Origin of the sequence: Cytobacillus stercorigallinarum, from assembly GCF_014836495.1 — a bacterium.
Taxonomy (GTDB): domain Bacteria; phylum Bacillota; class Bacilli; order Bacillales; family Cytobacillaceae; genus Cytobacillus; species Cytobacillus stercorigallinarum.
The window spans coordinates 273,702-292,235 of the sequence record NZ_JACSQT010000003.1 but is presented as its reverse complement, the minus strand read 5'-3'; the positions used below and the strand labels follow the sequence as shown (position 1 = coordinate 292,235).

Genomic DNA, 18,534 nt, shown 5'->3' with positions numbered 1-18,534 from the left:
AATAATAGCCTTATTATTTTTATAATGTAATAAGGCTTTCAAAGTCTTTATAAAGCGAATGGAATCGTAAGGTGATTTTCAGTCTCTATGGAGATTGTGGAAGAATATAAATCAATAGCCTATTCTTAGCTCATTTTTTTGGCAAATCCAATACTTTTTTCTACATAACCATTCTTTTTATAAAAATGGTGCGCGTTAATCCTCTCAGGTCTATCCCCACTGTTCAGCCCTATTCCTGTTGCTCCAATATTATTTGCCCAACTTTCTGCATTTTCTAATAGTTGTTTACCTATTCCTTTATTACGATAGTTTTTATCTACCACAAGGACGACAATACGAATATATAATCCATCCAGTTCATAGTAATATCCCTTAACAAGACCAATCATTCCAACTATTTTGCCGTTATCTGAGGCTATTAAAGTATGATAATCCGGACTTGAATAGATATTATTTAGTCTTATTTTCATTTTATTGAATGTGGTAGGATACCCAAGATGCCCCATCAATTCGGTTATTCCTTCGATATCATTCATTGTTGCCTTTCTCATTTCCATTATCACTCACACCTAACAAATATTATTTCTATAAGGTTTCGATAATGATCAAAACTTTCCTTCCTTAACAACTTTATATATAGATTCTATTAAAATCAGAACGAGAGAGTAGCCGTTCCACCAAAACTATTTAATTGAAAGGTTGGTATCCTTTTTTGGGAAACGTTATCTATTCACACCTACCAAAAATTGCTATACTTAGGAATAGAACAACCATTATATATCAACTACCTCAAAACCCTTCCATCCCAATATTCGAAATGCAGGTGAAGCATGTGTTAATAAATGATTCTTGGTTTACTGTGCAATTAATTGATAAGAAAACGTATGCAATTAGTGAATATGGCCACTGGGAAAAAGTGCACTCGTTTTTACTCATTGGTGAAGAAAAGGCGGTTCTCATTGATACTGGCCTTGGAATTGATGACATTAAACGTATAACCGACCAATTAACTTCCTTACCTATTGAGGTCATTACGACGCATGTTCATGTCGACCATATTGGTGGTCATGGATTGTACGATACCATTTACGTTCATGAGCTAGATAAAGACTGGTTAGTAAATGGCATTAGTGGTCTAACGATCGAGCAAATTCGCACGGATATCCAAAGGGATATAACAATCCCGACCCCAAAAACATTTAATCCTGAAACATATCAGCCTTTTACAGGAGAGCCAACCGCTTTACTGGCGGATGGTGATGTGTTGCAATTAGGGAATAGAACTCTCATTATCTATCATACGCCAGGACACTCTCCGGGACATATTACTATTTTTGATGAAACAAATAACTACTTATTCACAGGTGATTTATTGTATGATACCGAGCCGATATTCGCTTTTTATCCTTCTACGAGTCCATCTGATCTCGTGCAATCAATTGAAAAAATAGCGATGATTCCCAATGTGGAAAAAGTGTTCGGATCACATCATACATTAGGATTAGCACCGACTGTTTTGCAGGAAGCTTATGATGCCGTTCAGTATTTAAAGAGTCATCAATTGGATCAATTTGGGACAGGTATTCATTCCTTTCATCAAATTAGTTTCCGATTTTAGTTTTTGTACAGAAAGAAGGATGAATAGTGAAAATATACATAACAAGACATGGTCAGACAGAATGGAATAGAGAAAGAAGGCTACAAGGGAGATTAGATTCTAACCTAACAACAACGGGGAGTGAGAACGCCAAATTATTAGGCGAACATTTAAGCAAAGTCCCGTTTGAAGCTATTTATGCCAGTCCAAGTGGAAGAACGATGATGACAGCGAGCCTGATTAAAGGCAATCGCTCTATTAGGATTTTTACTGATGAGGATTTACAAGAGATTTATATGGGAAGTTGGGAAGGGCAGCAACAATCAGATGTAGAAAAACAATACGCAGCTGAATTCCATGCTTTTTGGCGTGCGCCCCATCTCTATCACCCAACAGAGCGGGAAAGTTTTCAGCAAGTACAAGACCGAGCGGTAAAAATGTTAGAAAGAGTGATGACAAATCATAAGAATGGTCATGTTTTGCTTGTCACACATACGGTCGTAATTAAAACGCTTCTTGCCTACTTAAAACAAATACCTATGGAAAATCTTTGGGATGCCCCGTACATTCATGATACTTGTCTTTCAGTAATTGAAATCGTAAATGGGCAGAAAAATATCCTATTGGAAGCAGATATGTCTCACCTTCAACCGGACCAATATGAATTCACCTAGGGAGGTAAATACTGTGCAAAGAGAAATGACGGAAACTGGCCATCTTCTAAATAATAAAGGTGAGCTTATGCAGACTGGTTATGCCAAACAGCTCCTACTTACATATGATAGAAAGGCAATCAAGGCTCAAGGCTGGCGAATAAAAGAATGGGATTATTATTTAATTACTAATGATGACTTTGGTGTGGCTTTAACTATTGCGGATAACTCGTACATGGCTTTAATCAGTGTTTCTTTCATAGATTTTAAACGTGCTTCCTTTCAAACGACTAGTGTGATAAAGCCTCTTACCTTTGGAAAGTTGAACTTGCCATCAACCTCTAAAAAAGGGGATATTGTATACCAAGATAAGCGAATCCAGATGTCCTTTTTGCATACGGTGAATGGAAGAAAGTTATGTTGCCGTATGAAAAATTTTGATGGCAAAAAAGATTTCGCCTGTGATATTGATTTATTTAATGAACCTCAAGATTCTATCGTAATGGCCATTCCATTTAAGGAAGATAAGAAAGCTTTTTACTATAATCAAAAGATCAATGGGATGCGCGCAAAGGGGCATGTTCATTATGGCGCAACAGAATATCAATTTCATGAGAGTACGACTTTTGCTACGTTAGACTGGGGTAGAGGGGTTTGGACATATAAAAATACTTGGTATTGGGGCGCCGCATCTGGAGTCGTGAATGGGAAATCATTTGGATTTAATATTGGCTATGGATTTGGCGACACTTCTAACGCCAGTGAAAATATGCTCTTCTATGACGGCGTGGGCCATAAACTAGATGAAGTCACTTTTCATATTCCACAAAAGAATGGAAACTTTGATTATCTAGAGCCTTGGCAGTTCACCTCAAATGACGGCAGATTTGAAATGGATTTCATCCCGATTTTAGATCGTAAAGACTACACTTCGGTTATGATCATATCCAGTGACCAGCACCAAGTATTTGGTCGTTTTACAGGAAAAGCAGTATTGGATGATGGAAGCATCATTCAGGTGAAAGACTTTCTTGGCTTTGCGGAGAAAGTGTCGAATAAGTGGTAAGGGAAAGGGAATCATTTTGGATTGGTTGAATATAGGTAGTCTTATTTTAGGAGTAACCGCTTGGGTACTACCATTTCTTCACTTTAATCGGAAGCAGGAACATGCTACACGGTGGGTTACGTATTCATTTTTTAGCTTTATTTGTTGTGGTATGGCCATTTTATTCCAATTAATGTTTCAATACCACTTGGTGAAAATAGAGGATTTTAGTGCCATGATGGATACGGCAGGTTTTGCGGTTTTTGCTGCAAGTGTGCTCTTCGGTGTAACGATTATTTTAAATATGTTTGCATGGTTGAATGATAGGCAGACGAAGTAAAGGTAGAATGGGGACGAGGTCAGTGATTACACGGGAATATTAATAAGAAGAACTATGTTTCAAAAGAGAGGTGCCCCCATAAGAGGGTTCAAGATCAGGAAGAAGTGTGGGTAAAAGAGAGATGCCCCCAAAAGAGGGTTCAAGATTAGGGAGAAGTGTGGGTAAAGGGGAAATGCCCCCAAAAGAGGGTTCAAGATTAGGGAGAAGTGTGGGCAAAAGAGAAATGCCCCCATGAGAGGGTTCAAGATCAGGAAGAAGTGTGGGCAAAAGAGAAATGCCCCCAAAAGAGGGTTCAAGATTAGGGAGAAGTGTGGGTAAAAGAGAGATGCCCCCAAAAGAGGGTTCAAGATTAGGGAGAAGTGTGGGTAAAAGAGAGATGCCCCCATAAGAGAGTTCAAGATCAGGAAGAAGTGTGGGCAAAAAAGAAATGCCCCCAAAAGAGGGTTCAAGATTAGGGAGAAGTGTGGGTAAAGGGGAAATGCCCCCATAAGAGAGTTTTAGAACAGAAAGAAGTGTGGGCAAAAAGGGAAAGCCCACCTAAGAGAGTTCAAAATTACGAAGAAGTGTGAGCAAAAAGGAAATACCCCCATAAGTGAGTTCAAAACCAGAAAGAACTGTGGGCAAATCAGAAATGACGAACCTACGAGGTGCCCACCCCAAAAACCCCCAGCCAAATAGAACCCCCACTCTTCCATCAAGAATGGGTGAACCTACTAATACCACCCACAACGCGCATCGACTTCCTCATAAAAAGAACACGAGAAAGTTTATTCTCTCGTGTTTGTTACTAGCAGTTCCTCATTTAAATTCAGCAATTGCCGATTCGGCAAGTTTTTGGATGGTGATGTTGTCCATTGGCGGATTATGAAGACCCGCACGAACGTCACGATAATATCTTTGTAGCGGATTGTTACGTTGTAAGCTTTTTGCTCCTGCGACGCGCATCGCTTTATCGACAACAGTCAGTGCTGCATGCGTCACTTGATATTTAGCAACAGCTAGTTCGTTTTCAATATATTTTCTTCTATCTTTATCATCGTATACTTCGGCCACATGATAGAGTAGGTGTCTCGCAGCAAGTAAAGCGGCATCGATTTCACCGAGAAGTGTTTGTACATTCGGTAGTTCACTAATAGACCCCTTTATGCTATTTGGTTTATGCTCTAAGGCAAATTGTACGGCATAATCTCTAGCGGCTTGCGCAATTCCGAGATAGCAGGCGGGGATATGTAGTACCCATCCGTTTAAAGCTTTTCCCCTGTCAGCAATTGTTTCAACGAGTGCCTCTTCAGGAATGACTACTTGATTTAATACAAGATCATGACTTCCTGTTCCTCTCATAGCAACGACATCCCATGTTTCGTCAATAGATAATCCTGGCGTATCTTTATGAATTAAGAAAAAGCCAATCGTTTGTTTCTCTTCTATCCAGGCAGAAGTGAGAAAATAGGTTAAAGCAGGCGACATGGTTGTGAAGTTTTTACGGCCATTAATAACCCACGAACCATTTTGGCGTACAGCTGTTGTTCCGGGGCGGCCACCTCTTGTCGGGCTACCCGTTTGTGCTTCGCTCACAGACCGGTTCACGAGTGCGCCTTTTTGTACATCATTTGCAAAAGATGCTAGTTGTTGATCTGTCCATAATTGATTTTCATAGATTTCGCCTAATCCACCAACATGCCAACCGATACTTAAGGCAGTGGCACTATCGTAGGAAGCAAGGGTTTCTTGGAAAAGAACCATGTCATACACACCAAGCCCCTCACCGCCATATATTTTAGGTAATGTCACTTTTGAATAACCTAATGTCACTAATTCACGAATATTCTCATGAGGGAATTTCGCCTCTTCATCTATTTCTTGTGAACGACTAAGAAATGCCGCTTTTTTCGTCTGTAATGCATGTAACCACTTTCTCTGCTCTTCCGTCTTCACGAATAATTGTGAAACCAATGTCTCTTCCTCCTCTAATTTAACTATCTAATTCCTACTTCCTTTGTTGGTTTAAATGTTAAACAAGTGGTTCTGGTTCGTCAAGGAGGGGATGCTTGTTTGTGTAAATATTTAAAAAATAGAAAAATTCCGACTTTACATATAGAAATTGTTTTGTTAATCTTTTTTTATAAAATTCAAACACCAATGCAGTAATGCAGGAAAGTGAGGTTTAAATGATCTTACTGAAGCATATTCATAAAAAGTTCAAAAATAACCATGTATTAAAAGGGATTGATTTAGAAGTTTCAAAAGGGGATGTTGTCACAATCATTGGTCCGAGCGGTTCAGGAAAAACAACGCTCCTTAGATGTGTGAACTATTTGGAAAAACCAGACGAAGGAATAATATCAATCAATGATTTAACGATACAAACAAAAAAACCAGTGAAGAAAGATATCCTCCAATTAAGAAGAAGGACGGCGATGGTTTTTCAACACTATAATCTTTTTGAGAATAAAACGGTTCTCGAAAATGTAACAGAAGGTTTAATCATCGCACAAAAGAAATCGAAAAAAATGGCGAGGGAAATCGGGGTAGACATTCTAACTAAGGTAGGATTAGCAGATAAAATCAATGCGTATCCGCAACAACTTTCTGGCGGACAAAAACAAAGAGTGGGGATTGCCCGGGCGTTAGCGCTAAATCCGGACGTCCTATTGTTTGATGAACCAACTTCTGCACTTGACCCAGAAATGGTAGGAGAAGTGTTAGAAATTATACGAGAAATCGCGAGTGGTGGGGTTACGATGATGATTGTCACACATGAGATTGATTTTGCTTGTGAGGTTTCGAATAGAGTGGTATTTATGGATGATGGTCAGATTATCGAACAAGGGCCACCCGATGACATTCTTATTCATCCGAAACAAGAGAGAACAAGAAAGTTTTTAAAAAGAATAATGAAGGAACCAGACTTTACTATCTAGGAGAATGGAGGACTAAAATGAAAGGGTTAAAAATTACATTCCTGCTTATAATAAGCGTTTTATTCGTTGCTGGATGCTCGTCTTCAAGTAATGGGACAACTGAAGATGGTAAGAAAATTATTACTGTCGCCATAAGTGACGAGGTGAATCCACCATTCCTATATGCGGATGATGATAATAAGCCAATTGGTTACGATATGGATTATTTGAAAGAAGTAGAGAAGAAATTAGAAGACTACCATTTTGAATATGTTTGGGGAGAAGAGGAAGCTAATTTAGTTGGCGTGGATACAGGAAAATATGATTTTGCGATTAATTGGTTCTTTAAAAACCCTGAAAGAGAAGAAAAGTTTCTTTATCCAGAACAGGAATTTGGTTATTCACTAACTTCCCTCGTAACACAACCAGATCGCGATGATATCAAAACATTAGAAGATATGGTTGGCAAAAAATTAGCACCGATGTCTCCTAGTGGTGGTTTAAGAACAATATTAAATAGTTATAACAAAAACAATCCTGATGAGCAAATCGAAATTGAGAGTATTGAATTTCCTTCTAATGCAGATAACCTACAGCGCGTTAATGATGGTAAAGATGATGCCATGTTTATTAATGTAACGACATTCAATGCGGTCCAAGAAGAGTTGGATTTAAATTTGAAAGTGGCTGGGATTGTGTCAAAGGAGCCTGTCTATGCCGTTTTTAATAAAGAACAAACAGAATTAGCCAAAGAGTTCGATGAAGTGACGAAAGAACTTATTGAGGATGGCACCTTACCAGATTTAGCTGAAAAGTGGTTTAAGATCAATTTTTTTGAGAACTTAGATTATATTAATGAGGAAAACTATAAATTTAATCCGTAATCATAGCGAATTACGGATTATTCTTTGTTATTTGAAAAGGGAGAGGGTTGAATGTCTGTGATGAATGATTGGTTTAGTTTGTTTATACAAGTATTAGATAAGCTGCCAATCACCTTATTTATGTTATTGATTTCATTAGTTTGTTCATTAGTATTGGGTGTAGCTATTGCGATTGTCCGTATTAAGAGATTCACAGTACTTTATCAAATTGCAACATTCTATTTATCGTTCTGCCGCTCCACACCTTTATTAGTGCAATTATTTCTTGTTTATTTTGGGTTACCCCAGCTGTTATTAGCTTTTCAAATTGATATTAATAGTCTGGATCGGATGATTTTTGTTTTAATTAGTCTCTCGCTGCATAATGCGGCCTATCTATCAGAAGTTGTACGTTCTGCCTATTTGGCAGTTGGTGAGGATCAATTTGAAGCAGCCTATAGTGTCGGAATGACCTATACACAAGCATTATGGAGAGTCGTGTTGCCGCAAGCCTTCGTTTTATCCTTACCGAATTTAGGTAATAACATTATCGAACTATTAAAAGATACTTCTTTAGCATTCACGATTGGTATTATCGATATCATGGGTCAAGTAAGGATTATATTAGGTAATAACCATGGTATAGGTATGTTTGAGATTTATGTTGTCATTTCTCTTATATATTGGGGCACTTGTATTTTAATAGAGATGGTCATTAGCACATTAGAAAAGGTTTTAAAGAAAGGAAAAGTCAGTTTATCCAAATCATAATGAAGGAATGAACGTTTAATGCCTATTATCAATTTTGAATTTGCTATTCAGGAAATTCCAGCGGTTTTAAAAGGGGTGCCAATCACCTTAGCGATTGCCGTTGTTGCCATGGTGTTTGGGTTAATATTCGGTCTTCTGATTGCTCTTTGCCGGATTTATCGCGTCCCTATCCTTAATCGCCTATTCATTATTTATATTTCATTTATTAGAGGTACACCATTATTGGTACAATTATATGTATTCTTTTACGGTGTTCCTGTTCTATTAGATAAGATGAATCAATCTTTCGGTACAGCTTATAATGCGGATCATATTTCACCACTGCTTTACGCTTTTATTGCATTCACAATTAATGTATCAGCATATCAAGCAGAAATCATGCGGGCCTCATTAAATGCTGTACAAATCGGTCAAATGGAAGCCGCTCATTCTGTGGGAATGACTACTTTTCAAGCGTTAAAAAGAATTGTTCTTCCGCAAGCGTTCTTAGTGGCCTTACCCAACTTAGGAAATACCTTTATTGGTTTAATAAAGGCGACGTCACTAGCATTTGCGGTGAAAGTAGTAGAAGTGATGGCGCTGGCAAAAATAATTGCTAATGATGGTTATCACTTTTTGGAAATGTATTTAGTCGCTGCTCTAATTTATTGGTTAATTTGTTGGTTATTGGAAGTGTTATTTACCTTTGTAGAAGAAAAAATGAGGAATAAAGAGATAAAGCAAAAGAAAATGAACACAACAATTAGTAAAGATCTCCCTTTAAGGGTATAAAGCAAAAATGAAGTCTGCGGGCTTCTTTTTTTTTGGTGAATTTCATTCAGTACCTTGCAATGTATAATAGCACCTGCTATAGTATGGTTACAGAATTTAATAACACATATTGTTTAGTACTATATAATATATAGTAGTGGAAGGAGGAAGAAAATGAACGTTCAGTTTAAGAAGGGTGTGCTTGAGTTGTGCGTATTAGTTTTGCTTGATAAGCAGGATCATTATGGATATGAGCTAGTACAGAAGATATCTGATCAAATTCAAATATCTGAGGGTACGGTTTATCCATTATTGCGCAGGTTAACGAAGGAAGAGTATTTTACAACCTATTTACAGGAATCGAAAGAGGGCCCACCAAGAAAGTATTATCAACTAACAGATAAGGGGCGCGGCTATTTGCAGACGTTGTTAGCAGAGTGGTATGAATTTACAAACGGGGTTAATCATTTAATAAAAGAGGGTGTTAAAGATGAATAAAAGTGAATTTCTCACCACCTTAGAAGCGGAATTAAAAGGTATTGATAAACAAGAGAGAGTTGAATTACTTCAAGATTATGAAGCTCATTTTGAATTTGGGTTAGAAGAAGGGAAAACAGAAGAGGAAATTGCTAAAGATCTCGGTTCACCGAGAAGCATTGCCAAGGAGGTTAAGGCGAGTTACCATATTGAGCAAGCCAAAAGTGATGGTGGCATCCAAAATATTTTGCAGGCAACACTAGCTGTTATTGGATTAGGTCTATTTAATCTCATCATTGTCCTCGGTCCTTTTCTTGCACTCGTTAGTATGATCTTTTCCGGTTGGATCGTAAGTTTTGTAGGTATTATTTCACCCTTATTAGTACTCATCGACATTTATATAGCCTCATCATTTGAATTAGTGAACTTATTTGCGGCTATTCTTTTTTGTGGGTTAGGGTTATTATTATTGGTCGCTATGATTTATGTGACTAAATTTATGAAGAAAGTTTTTATTCGTTATCTTTCTTATAACGTATCGATTGTTAAAGGAGGTATGAAGGGTGATTAAAAAGTTATTATTAATTGGTGGACTGCTCGTTTGTGTTGGAGGAGTAGGGGTTGCTTTTACCCATGGTCAAACGCAATCAGAAAATGTCTCGGATACGAAAACAATGGAAGAAGCCTTTAATAAAGTAGAGATTAAAACAGATAATACCCAAGTAATCCTCGCCCCAACCGATGGTGAAGCAGAGGTGAGATTAAGTGGTCAAATGAAAGAAAAAGAGAAGGAAGCTTTCAAAGTATCCGTAGCAGGAGATACATTGAAAGTAGAGCATAAAACGGATAAAAGTACGTTTCGCTTATTTAATGTTGATTTAGAAGAGCTTAATAAACAAATAGAAGTTTATTTACCAAGAGAAGCATATGAAGAAATAAGTGTCGAAAGTAGCAATGGCATGATAGAGATATCGGAGTTGAATGCCAATCAAGTCATATTAGATACGAAAAATGGAAAGCTACGATTAGAGCAACTTGATAGCGATTATATTCATGCGAAAACGAGTAATGGTGCGATCATCGCAAATGATATACAAGGTGAGATAAAAGCTCAAACAAGTAACGGAGCTATCGAAATGTCACTCCCAACCATCCACTCTCCGTTAGACTTAGCCACTTCCAATGGTGCGATTAATGTGGAGGTAGATGAAGCAGTTAACAATACAACGATCACAGCTAACACTTCCAATGGTTCGGTTTATATCCTTGGATCGAATGAAGGAAATCGAATCATTGGTGACGGGTCGATAGAGGTGAAGTTGAAGACAAGTAATGGAAGAATTGAATTAACGGAAAAATAATGAAAGTAGGAGGCAGTCATTTTGAGACTGTCTTTTTTTTAGAGGCAGATGCTCATTGATGAAAAATGTGGTCTCACCAGTATACATAACGGCTAGAAATCGAAGGTTAGTGTTGAGAAAAAGAAGTAATCGCGATACTCAAGACAGGAGGAAAAAACGAATGCATTGTGCATAAAAGGGAATACGCGCAAAAGCTAAGCAAAGCCCAGTGACAATTGCGCGTAAAATACAGCTTTGATGCATGCGGTTATCACACTTTTTTAGAGGCGTATCGAACAATGACATCAACCATAATGCTACCATAAGCCTATGAAAAGAAGTATCCGCCGCTCAGTGAAACCCACATCCTTAGACTCTAAGAGTGCCTGAGAATAGATCAAAGCGTCTCAATCACCGTGTTATCAACTACACCTTGTTGTTCCATATATTTTACTGTTGCTGTGGCGAGCATATTTGCTGCAATGAGCATGCCTCTTTCATCTATATCAAATTTGGGGTGATGATGAGGGTAAGGTGTTCTGCCAACAATAGCAGCACCGGTATTGAAGAAGGTGCCAGGAACTTTTTGTAAATAGTAGGCGAAGTCTTCACCGCCCATACGAGGGGAAACTTCAATAGCTGCAGTTACACCAGGAACCTTACCAGCTAATTGGGCAATAAATTTTGTCTCAGCTTCATGGTTGACGAGAGCTGGATAGCCATGAACATATTTATAGTCATAACTTGCCGCTGCGGTTAAGCAGGTACCTTCAATTACTCGCTCGATTTCCCTTTCCATTTTATTTCGGATATTCTCATCAAAGGTTCGAACCGTTCCTGTGAGTGTGACAGAATCAGCAATGACATTGAAAGCATTCTTAGCATCGAATTCTCCAATAGAAAGAACAGCAGATTCAAGTGGATCAATACGGCGGCTGACGATTTGTTGGAGATTAACAATGAGTTGAGCGCCGAGAACAATACTGTCATTTGCTTCGTGAGGATGGGCGCCATGTCCGCCTTTTCCCTGGAGTTTAATATGGAATCGGTCAGCTGCTGCCATGAGTGGTCCAGAACGATAGCCAATTTCACCTAACGGTTCACCGGATGAAATATGTTGACCAAAGATAACATCGACCCCGTCCAAGCAACCATCTTCAATCATGGCAATCGCACCACCCGGCATATATTCTTCCGCATGTTGATGAATGAAGACAACCGTGCCCTCGATTTCATCTTGTAGTTTATTGAGTACTTTTGCTAAAACAAGTAATGTTGCTGTGTGTGTATCGTGGCCGCAAGCATGCATGACGCCAGGATTTTTTGATTTATAAGGGAAATCATTTTCCTCATGAATGGGTAATGCATCGAAATCCGCTCTTAAAGCAATGGTTTTTCCGGGCTTTGCTCCATGTAATTTAGCAACAACACCACGCTCTCCTACACCAGTTTGGACTTCATGCCCAAGCTTTTCATGATAGTTAGCAATGAACTTAGGTGTTTCTACTTCTTGGAAAGAAAGTTCAGGGTGCTGGTGCAAATGTCTTCTGATTTCAACCATTTCGTTATAATGTTCTTGTAGTAATGAATAAAGCTTTTCTAACATATAAATCCTCCTTCTATGTAAAAAAATATGGAAAATCGTCCATCACGTTTGAGTGAATATGTTTATAATAGTTGAAGAGAGGAATAAATTCCAATATATTTTTTGAATATTTCGTTTTATTTCTTTGCAGGAGGTGTTTTTCATGTTTATTGAAGACCGTTCAAAGACAAGGGAGAAGCTAGAAAGAGAGGAATTCTTGAAAGTAAGGTATTGGATGTCTCCTGATCCACCGTGTATTTCATTAGGAGACACATTAGGACAAGCCAGTGAGAAAATGAATCGTTATCAAGTAAGTAGCTTACCAGTCATTGATGATCATAAGAAGTTAGTTGGCATCGTATCTATGAAAAAATTATTCTCTTATCTACTTAAAGGTCAAGATAAAGATGTCACCATTCATCCGGTGCCAACGAAGAATTTTGCTTATGTCCGGTTGGATGATTCCATCCTCTATGCAGCGTCCTTTCCTTATGAAGAACTGCCAGTAGTAGACGAAAATGATTATGTTGTCGGAATGATTCATACAAGAGATATGATGGATGGATATAAAAAATGGATCCATCGCATGGAACAGCAAGAGAATGCATCAGAAGTATTGAAGGTTATTTTAGAGCGAGCTTACGAAGGGATTGCTGTTGTTGATCAGTATGGGGTCGTGCAGGAATTTAATGAAGCTTATAGTCAGTTTATTGGTGTGAAGAGAGAGGATGCGATTGGGCGTCATGTGACTGAAGTGATTGAAAATACGAATCTTCATCAAACGGTTAAAACAGCTACACCAGAACGTGGGGTAGTCCAAAGAATCAATGGCCAAGATATGATCGTTCACCGAATTCCACTATGGCAAGATGGGAGAGTGATTGGTGCTATTGGCATGCTTATTTTTGAAGGTGTGACGGAAGTATATAAAATCTATCAATCATTACAAAAGAATCAACAAGAAGATAATCATGTTCGCCCCTTTGTCGAACAACTTAAAAACGATCGCCATGTTACATTAGACGATATTGTTGGTGAAAGTAGGGAAATTAAAGAAATTAAGCGATTAACAAGGCGTGCTGCGCGTACCATGGCCACAACATTGATTACGGGAGAAAGCGGGACAGGTAAGGAAATGATTGCGAAAAGCATGCATGCATTGAGTCCGTTTGCCGAAGGCCCTTTTATTAGTGTGAATTGTGGGGCAATCCCAGAGAGTCTGTTTGAATCAGAGCTATTTGGCTATGAAGAAGGTGCCTTTACTGGTGCAAAAAAAGGCGGGAAATTAGGTAAATTTGAATTGGCGCAGTATGGAACGCTCTTTTTGGATGAGATTGGCGAATTACCTTTAGTCATGCAAACAAAACTGTTACGAGTCTTGCAAGAAAAAGAAGGGGAGAGAATTGGTGGAAACAAGAAATACCCGATTCGTGCCCGTATCATTGCTGCAACGAATCGTAACTTAAAAAAATGTATTCAAGAGGGGAGCTTCCGTGAAGATTTATATTACCGCTTAAATATTATCGAAATTCCCCTTCCTTCCCTCAAAGAAAGGAAAACAGACATTCCGTTATTATTAAATGACTATACGAAAAAAATCTGCAAACAATATCAAATCGAAGAGAAAACCTACACACCAGAAGCGATTGGGGTACTTGTACAACGGGATTGGCCGGGTAATATTCGTGAACTCGTTAATGTCATAGAAAGGTTAGTTACTCTCGTCGAACAAACGGTGATTGACATTACTCATGTACATACTTATTTAGCAGAACAACCAAAAGCTATAACGAAGGAGCCTTCTTTAATAGAAGAAGCGAAAGATATGGGAAGAAAACGGGAAAGAGACCTTATAATAGATACTTTACGTCAAGTAGGTGGCAATAAGAAAAAGGCTGCGGAACGTTTAGGTATTCACCGCACCACATTATATCAAAAGTTGAAAAAGTTTCAAATACAAATGTAGTGTAGTTATTTCACTACACAAAATCTACACATGTAGTGATTCTCCTACACTAAAACTCTTACAATCTTTTAAATGTAAGGGTTTTCTTTTTGGCATATCAATTGCATATAAATGAGTAATAGAGGAGGGAGAACAATGAGTACACAGATTTTTAGAACACCACAAACGGTCATATATGGAAAAGGTTCTTTTGAAAAGCTTGGCGGGGAAGCCAGTTTAAGAGGAAAGAAAGCGCTTATTATTAGTGACCAAATTATTGATGGTTTAGGGTGGACGAAAAAAGCAGAAGCCATCTTAACAAAATCTAATGTTGAAACGATTCTTTATCTAGGTGTATCTACTGAACCAACTGATAAGTTTGTATCAGAAGCATTATCTCTTTTTCAAAAGGAAGCCTGTGATTTAATTATTTCGATTGGAGGAGGAAGTTGCATTGATACCGCTAAAGCGGTAGCTGTATTAGCTACTAATAGTGGCTATATTGGTGACTATATGGGCGCGGAAAAATTAGCAAGCCGTGCAGCTATCGATCATATTTCTATTCCAACAACCGCAGGAACGGGGTCTGAAGCAACAGATGCAACCATCATTACGAATACGACTAATGATGTCAAAATGATGATTAAACAACCAGTCTTTATGCCGACTGTGGCTATTGTTGATCCAGTGCTTTCGATGACGTCTCCCCAACATGTCACTGCGGCGACCGGGGTCGATGCGCTCAGTCATGCGATAGAAGCGTACATATCGAGAAAAGCACACCCGATGACGGATATGATGGCTTTATCAGCAATGAGATTAATTGTAGAGAATATCGAGAAAGCTTTTACAGATGGTGAAGATGTTGAGGCAAGAGAGGCAATGGCATTAGGTTCTATGCAAGCAGGGATGGCATTTTCTAACGCAAGTGTTTGTCTTGTGCACGGAATGTCGAGACCGATTGGTGCACTATTCCATGTGCCCCACGGCTACTCCAATGCTATGCTATTGCCGGCTGTTTTAGAATTTAGTAGAGGGGCTTGTGTCGATCGGCTAGCCGATTTAGGAAGAATCTTTGCTAATGGAAGTGAGCCACTCACAAACGAACAAGCTGCCGATTTGGCAGTAGAAGCCGTTAAAAAGTTATGTGTGAACTTAAAAATACCTAATCTTGCTGGATGGGGAATAGATGAGAATCTATTTAAACAATCGATTAGTAAAATGACACATGATGCCATTGCAAGTGGTAGTCCAGGGAATAACCCGAGAGTGCCGACAGTTCCTGAGCTAGAAGAATTATATCTTGCTTGCTACCATTACCAATTTGCCAAAAAGGAACAAGTGAAGTAATAGTCCAGGGGAGGGCGTTTAAATGTTAGGAATGCTAGGGTTAATATTAGGTTTAGTCCTACTGATGTTTTTAACATTAAGAGGCATTAATATTATTATTGCTGCCATTCTAAGCTCAATTGTTGTTGCCATAACAGGTGGCTTAAATTTAGAGACGGCGCTGGCAGGTTATTATATGGACGGCTTCACAAATTATTTTGCCTCATGGTTCTTAATTTTCTTACTAGGAGCGATTTTTGGGAAGATTATGCATGAGACAGGTGCCGCTGAGAGCATTGCCCAATGGATTAAGAGAACATTAGGGGCGAAAAGAGCTGTATTTGCCGTAGTGGCTGCAGCCGCAATCATGACTTATGGTGGTGTAAGTTTATTTGTGGTCGGTTTTGCTGTTTATCCAATTGCAGTTTCTTTATTTAGAGCGGCGAATCTTCCACATCGATTTATCCCTGCTGCTCTTGTGTTTGGATCGATTTCATTTACGATGACGGCGCCTGGTAGTCCAGAAATTCAAAACTTAATTCCAACTGAATTTTTCGGTACAACTCCTACGGCTGGCGGCTGGGTTGGGGTACTCATGGCACTTCTTGTAATGGTTGCAGGAGGACTGTTACTAAGCAAATTCGTACAGAATGCTGTTAAAAGAGGAGAAACTTTCTCATTACCAGGTAATAGGGCAAAAGAAGAAGTATCTGCAGGTTTAGCGGAGAAAACAGAAGGAGAAATCTTAGTAGAAGAAAAATCATTACCGCATATTATTTTCTCAATTTTGCCATTAGTCTGTGTTATTGTTATGCTAAATATTATCGCACAGTTTGCTTCTTCTACTGCAGCCGCACTTATTTCTTTAACGGCTGGAATTGTCATTGCTTGTCTGACGATGTATAAGTTTTTAGCCCAATTTTGGAATGCGTTAGCAAAAGGAGCGCAAGATGCACTGGTCGCCGTTGCGAATACTTGTGCGGTCGTGGGCTTTGGTAGTGTAGCTGCTCAAGTGTCCGCATTCGATACTGTAGTCGATGGACTTGTAAGTTTGCCAGGTCCACCTTTATTAGGTTTGGCGGTGGCTGTCACATTAATTTGTGGCATTACAGGATCAGCCTCAGGAGGGCTAGGTATTGCCCTACCTATCTTAGCGCCAATCTATTTAGCTCAAGGTGTCGATCCTGGAGCCATGCACCGTGTAGCGACATTAGCTTCAGGTGGTCTAGACTCTATGCCGCATAACGGTTATGTTGTTACAACTGTGCGAGCGATTTGTGGAGAAACACATAAACGGGCGTACTGGCCAATATTCTGGCTTAGTGTAGTGATTCCAACAATTGCTATGTTCCTAGCAGTAGTCTTGTATTCTATATTTTAAAATTTGAGAGGAGTATGACAAATGACAACAACTACAACATCTACATTAAAGAATTTTATTAACGGACAATGGGTAGAAGCAAAAACGGAAAACTATCAACCGGTTCCTAATCCAGCAACTGGTGAAGAATTAGCACAAGTACCAATCTCAACTATTGATGATGTCAATGAAGCAGTAAAAGCGGCAAGTGAGGCATTCAAAACTTGGAGTCAAACACCTGTACCAAAAAGAGCTCGCGTACTTTTTAAATATCAACAACTACTCGTCGACCACTGGGATGAGTTGGCACAGCTTGTAACCGAAGAAAATGGAAAAAGTTTTAAAGAAGCATATGGTGAAGTACAACGTGGAATAGAGTGTGTAGAATTTGCTGCGGGTGCACCGTCGTTAATGATGGGTAAACAATTACCTGATATCGCCACTAATATCGAATCTGGTATGTATCGCTATCCTGTGGGGGTAGTGGGCGGTATTACACCTTTTAATTTCCCAATGATGGTCCCATGCTGGATGTTCCCGTTAGCCATTGCTTGTGGTAACTCGTTTATCTTGAAGCCATCAGAAAGGACTCCTTTACTTGCCAATCGCCTAGCAGAATTATTTAAAGAAGCGGGATTACCAGACGGCGTATTGAATATCGTTCACGGTGCACATGATGTCGTGAATGGTTTACTTGAACATAAGGACGTACCAGCCATTTCATTTGTGGGCTCTCAACCTGTTGCTGAATATGTGTATAAAACAGCTTCCTCTCACGGCAAGCGAGTACAGGCGTTGGCGGGAGCGAAAAACCATTCTATCGTTATGCCAACAGCGGATTTAGACGCTGCTGTTAAAGAAATTATTGGTGCAGCATATGGCTCTGCAGGAGAGCGTTGCATGGCATGTTCAGTTGTCGTGGCAGTAGATGATGTGATTGAGCCATTATTGCAAAAATTAAATACCGCTGCTGATCAAATAACAATTGGTAATGGTATGGATGAAAATGTATTCTTAGGTCCAGTGATTCGCCCAGAGCATAAAGCACGTACAGCTAGTTATATTGAATCAGGGGAAGAAGAAGGTGCCGTTTTAGTACGCGATGGACGCAAGGATGAAGCTTACCATGAAGACGGTTATTTTATCGGGCCAACCATTTTTGATAAAGTAACACCGGAAATGAAGATTTGGAAGGATGAAATCTTCGCACCCGTTTTATCAATTATCCGTGTATCATCGCTCCAAGAAGCGATTGATCTAACGAACCAATCAGAATTCGGAAATGGTGCTTGCTTGTTTACGAAGAGCGGCAGTGATGTCCGTCAATTTAGGGAGCGCATCCAAGTCGGCATGCTTGGAGTTAATATCGGAGTACCAGCACCAATGGCTTTCTTCCCATTCTCAGGTTGGAAAAATTCCTTCTATGGTGATCTTCACGCAAATGGCAGTGATGGTGTAGAATTTTACACTCGTAGAAAAATGCTTACTCAACGCTGGGAGTTTTGATCGATTTAAAAGGAATTTGTCGAAAATAAAGGATTCTCTTCCTTTTTTCAAGAATATTTCTGGGGAAATAAAA

Annotated in this window: 19 protein-coding genes; 15 read left to right on the top strand and 4 right to left on the bottom strand. The window is 39.1% G+C overall.

The window, feature by feature from the left end:
- Nucleotides 1–125 precede the first annotated feature (125 nt).
- Nucleotides 126–557, bottom strand: coding sequence for a GNAT family N-acetyltransferase (locus H9655_RS09445; RefSeq protein WP_191813287.1), 432 nt, complete (start codon nucleotides 555–557; stop codon nucleotides 126–128).
- Between the two features lie 260 nt (nucleotides 558–817).
- Between H9655_RS09445 and H9655_RS09440 the strand changes: the two genes are divergently transcribed.
- Genes H9655_RS09440 through H9655_RS09425 form a run of 4 tightly spaced genes read left to right on the top strand, consistent with a single transcriptional unit; the run spans nucleotide 818 to nucleotide 3,635 of the window.
- Nucleotides 818–1,618, top strand: coding sequence for an MBL fold metallo-hydrolase (locus tag H9655_RS09440; RefSeq protein WP_191813476.1), 801 nt, complete (start codon nucleotides 818–820; stop codon nucleotides 1,616–1,618).
- Nucleotides 1,619–1,644: 26 nt separating this feature from the next.
- The gene (locus H9655_RS09435; protein ID WP_191813285.1) at nucleotides 1,645–2,271 is read left to right on the top strand and encodes a histidine phosphatase family protein; all 627 of its coding nucleotides are present in this window, start codon (nucleotides 1,645–1,647) and stop codon (nucleotides 2,269–2,271) included.
- Between the two features lie 13 nt (nucleotides 2,272–2,284).
- Nucleotides 2,285–3,316, top strand: a complete 1,032-nt coding sequence (locus tag H9655_RS09430) for a DUF2804 domain-containing protein (protein ID WP_318245464.1) — start codon at nucleotides 2,285–2,287, stop codon at nucleotides 3,314–3,316.
- A gap of 16 nt (nucleotides 3,317–3,332) precedes the next feature.
- Nucleotides 3,333–3,635 carry a hypothetical protein gene (locus H9655_RS09425; protein WP_225230524.1) on the top strand — a complete coding sequence of 101 codons (303 nt, stop codon included), beginning with the start codon at nucleotides 3,333–3,335 and terminating at the stop codon, nucleotides 3,633–3,635.
- Nucleotides 3,636–3,674: 39 nt separating this feature from the next.
- Here H9655_RS09425 and H9655_RS09420 read toward each other — a convergent pair whose 3' ends face one another.
- Both H9655_RS09420 and H9655_RS09415 read right to left on the bottom strand, forming a co-directional pair.
- On the bottom strand, nucleotides 3,675–4,157 hold the full coding sequence (locus H9655_RS09420; RefSeq protein WP_191813281.1) for a hypothetical protein: 483 nt from the start codon (nucleotides 4,155–4,157) through the stop codon (nucleotides 3,675–3,677).
- A 276-nt stretch (nucleotides 4,158–4,433) separates the two neighbouring features.
- Entirely contained in the window at nucleotides 4,434–5,588 is a 1,155-nt protein-coding gene (locus H9655_RS09415) for an acyl-CoA dehydrogenase family protein (RefSeq protein WP_191813279.1), read from the bottom strand.
- Nucleotides 5,589–5,803: 215 nt separating this feature from the next.
- Between H9655_RS09415 and H9655_RS09410 the strand changes: the two genes are divergently transcribed.
- The 7 genes from H9655_RS09410 (at nucleotide 5,804) to H9655_RS09380 (ending at nucleotide 10,757) form a co-directional block, all read left to right on the top strand.
- Nucleotides 5,804–6,556, top strand: coding sequence for an amino acid ABC transporter ATP-binding protein (locus H9655_RS09410; protein ID WP_191813277.1), 753 nt, complete (start codon nucleotides 5,804–5,806; stop codon nucleotides 6,554–6,556).
- Nucleotides 6,557–6,573: 17 nt separating this feature from the next.
- Complete coding sequence (locus H9655_RS09405) at nucleotides 6,574–7,419, top strand: transporter substrate-binding domain-containing protein (RefSeq protein WP_191813275.1); 846 nt, start codon at nucleotides 6,574–6,576, stop codon at nucleotides 7,417–7,419.
- A 51-nt stretch (nucleotides 7,420–7,470) separates the two neighbouring features.
- Entirely contained in the window at nucleotides 7,471–8,169 is a 699-nt protein-coding gene (locus H9655_RS09400) for an amino acid ABC transporter permease (RefSeq protein ID WP_191813273.1), read from the top strand.
- An 18-nt stretch (nucleotides 8,170–8,187) separates the two neighbouring features.
- Complete coding sequence (locus tag H9655_RS09395; protein WP_191813271.1) at nucleotides 8,188–8,940, top strand: amino acid ABC transporter permease; 753 nt, start codon at nucleotides 8,188–8,190, stop codon at nucleotides 8,938–8,940.
- Nucleotides 8,941–9,093: 153 nt separating this feature from the next.
- Nucleotides 9,094–9,417 carry a PadR family transcriptional regulator gene (locus tag H9655_RS09390; protein ID WP_191813269.1) on the top strand — a complete coding sequence of 108 codons (324 nt, stop codon included), beginning with the start codon at nucleotides 9,094–9,096 and terminating at the stop codon, nucleotides 9,415–9,417.
- Nucleotides 9,410–9,967 carry an HAAS signaling domain-containing protein gene (locus H9655_RS09385; RefSeq protein WP_191813267.1) on the top strand — a complete coding sequence of 186 codons (558 nt, stop codon included), beginning with the start codon at nucleotides 9,410–9,412 and terminating at the stop codon, nucleotides 9,965–9,967. Before H9655_RS09390 ends, H9655_RS09385 begins: the two co-directional genes overlap by 8 nt.
- The gene (locus tag H9655_RS09380) at nucleotides 9,960–10,757 is read left to right on the top strand and encodes a DUF4097 family beta strand repeat-containing protein (protein ID WP_191813265.1); all 798 of its coding nucleotides are present in this window, start codon (nucleotides 9,960–9,962) and stop codon (nucleotides 10,755–10,757) included. Before H9655_RS09385 ends, H9655_RS09380 begins: the two co-directional genes overlap by 8 nt.
- A gap of 376 nt (nucleotides 10,758–11,133) precedes the next feature.
- Here the strand turns inward: H9655_RS09380 and H9655_RS09375 are convergent, their stop codons facing one another.
- The gene (locus H9655_RS09375) at nucleotides 11,134–12,342 is read right to left on the bottom strand and encodes a M20 family metallopeptidase (protein ID WP_191813263.1); all 1,209 of its coding nucleotides are present in this window, start codon (nucleotides 12,340–12,342) and stop codon (nucleotides 11,134–11,136) included.
- 142 nt (nucleotides 12,343–12,484) lie between these two features.
- Between H9655_RS09375 and H9655_RS09370 the strand changes: the two genes are divergently transcribed.
- From H9655_RS09370 to H9655_RS09355, 4 genes are all read left to right on the top strand, one after another.
- Nucleotides 12,485–14,287: a sigma-54-dependent Fis family transcriptional regulator gene (locus tag H9655_RS09370; RefSeq protein WP_191813261.1), complete on the top strand. Its 1,803-nt coding sequence runs from the start codon at nucleotides 12,485–12,487 to the stop codon at nucleotides 14,285–14,287.
- Between the two features lie 135 nt (nucleotides 14,288–14,422).
- Nucleotides 14,423–15,616 (top strand): iron-containing alcohol dehydrogenase, encoded by a 1,194-nt coding sequence (locus H9655_RS09365; protein WP_191813259.1) that lies wholly within the window; start codon nucleotides 14,423–14,425, stop codon nucleotides 15,614–15,616.
- Between the two features lie 22 nt (nucleotides 15,617–15,638).
- Nucleotides 15,639–16,976, top strand: coding sequence for a GntP family permease (locus H9655_RS09360; protein WP_191813257.1), 1,338 nt, complete (start codon nucleotides 15,639–15,641; stop codon nucleotides 16,974–16,976).
- Between the two features lie 21 nt (nucleotides 16,977–16,997).
- A complete protein-coding gene (locus tag H9655_RS09355) occupies nucleotides 16,998–18,461 on the top strand; it encodes a CoA-acylating methylmalonate-semialdehyde dehydrogenase (protein ID WP_191813255.1) in 1,464 nt (487 codons plus the stop codon).
- Nucleotides 18,462–18,534 lie beyond the last annotated feature (73 nt).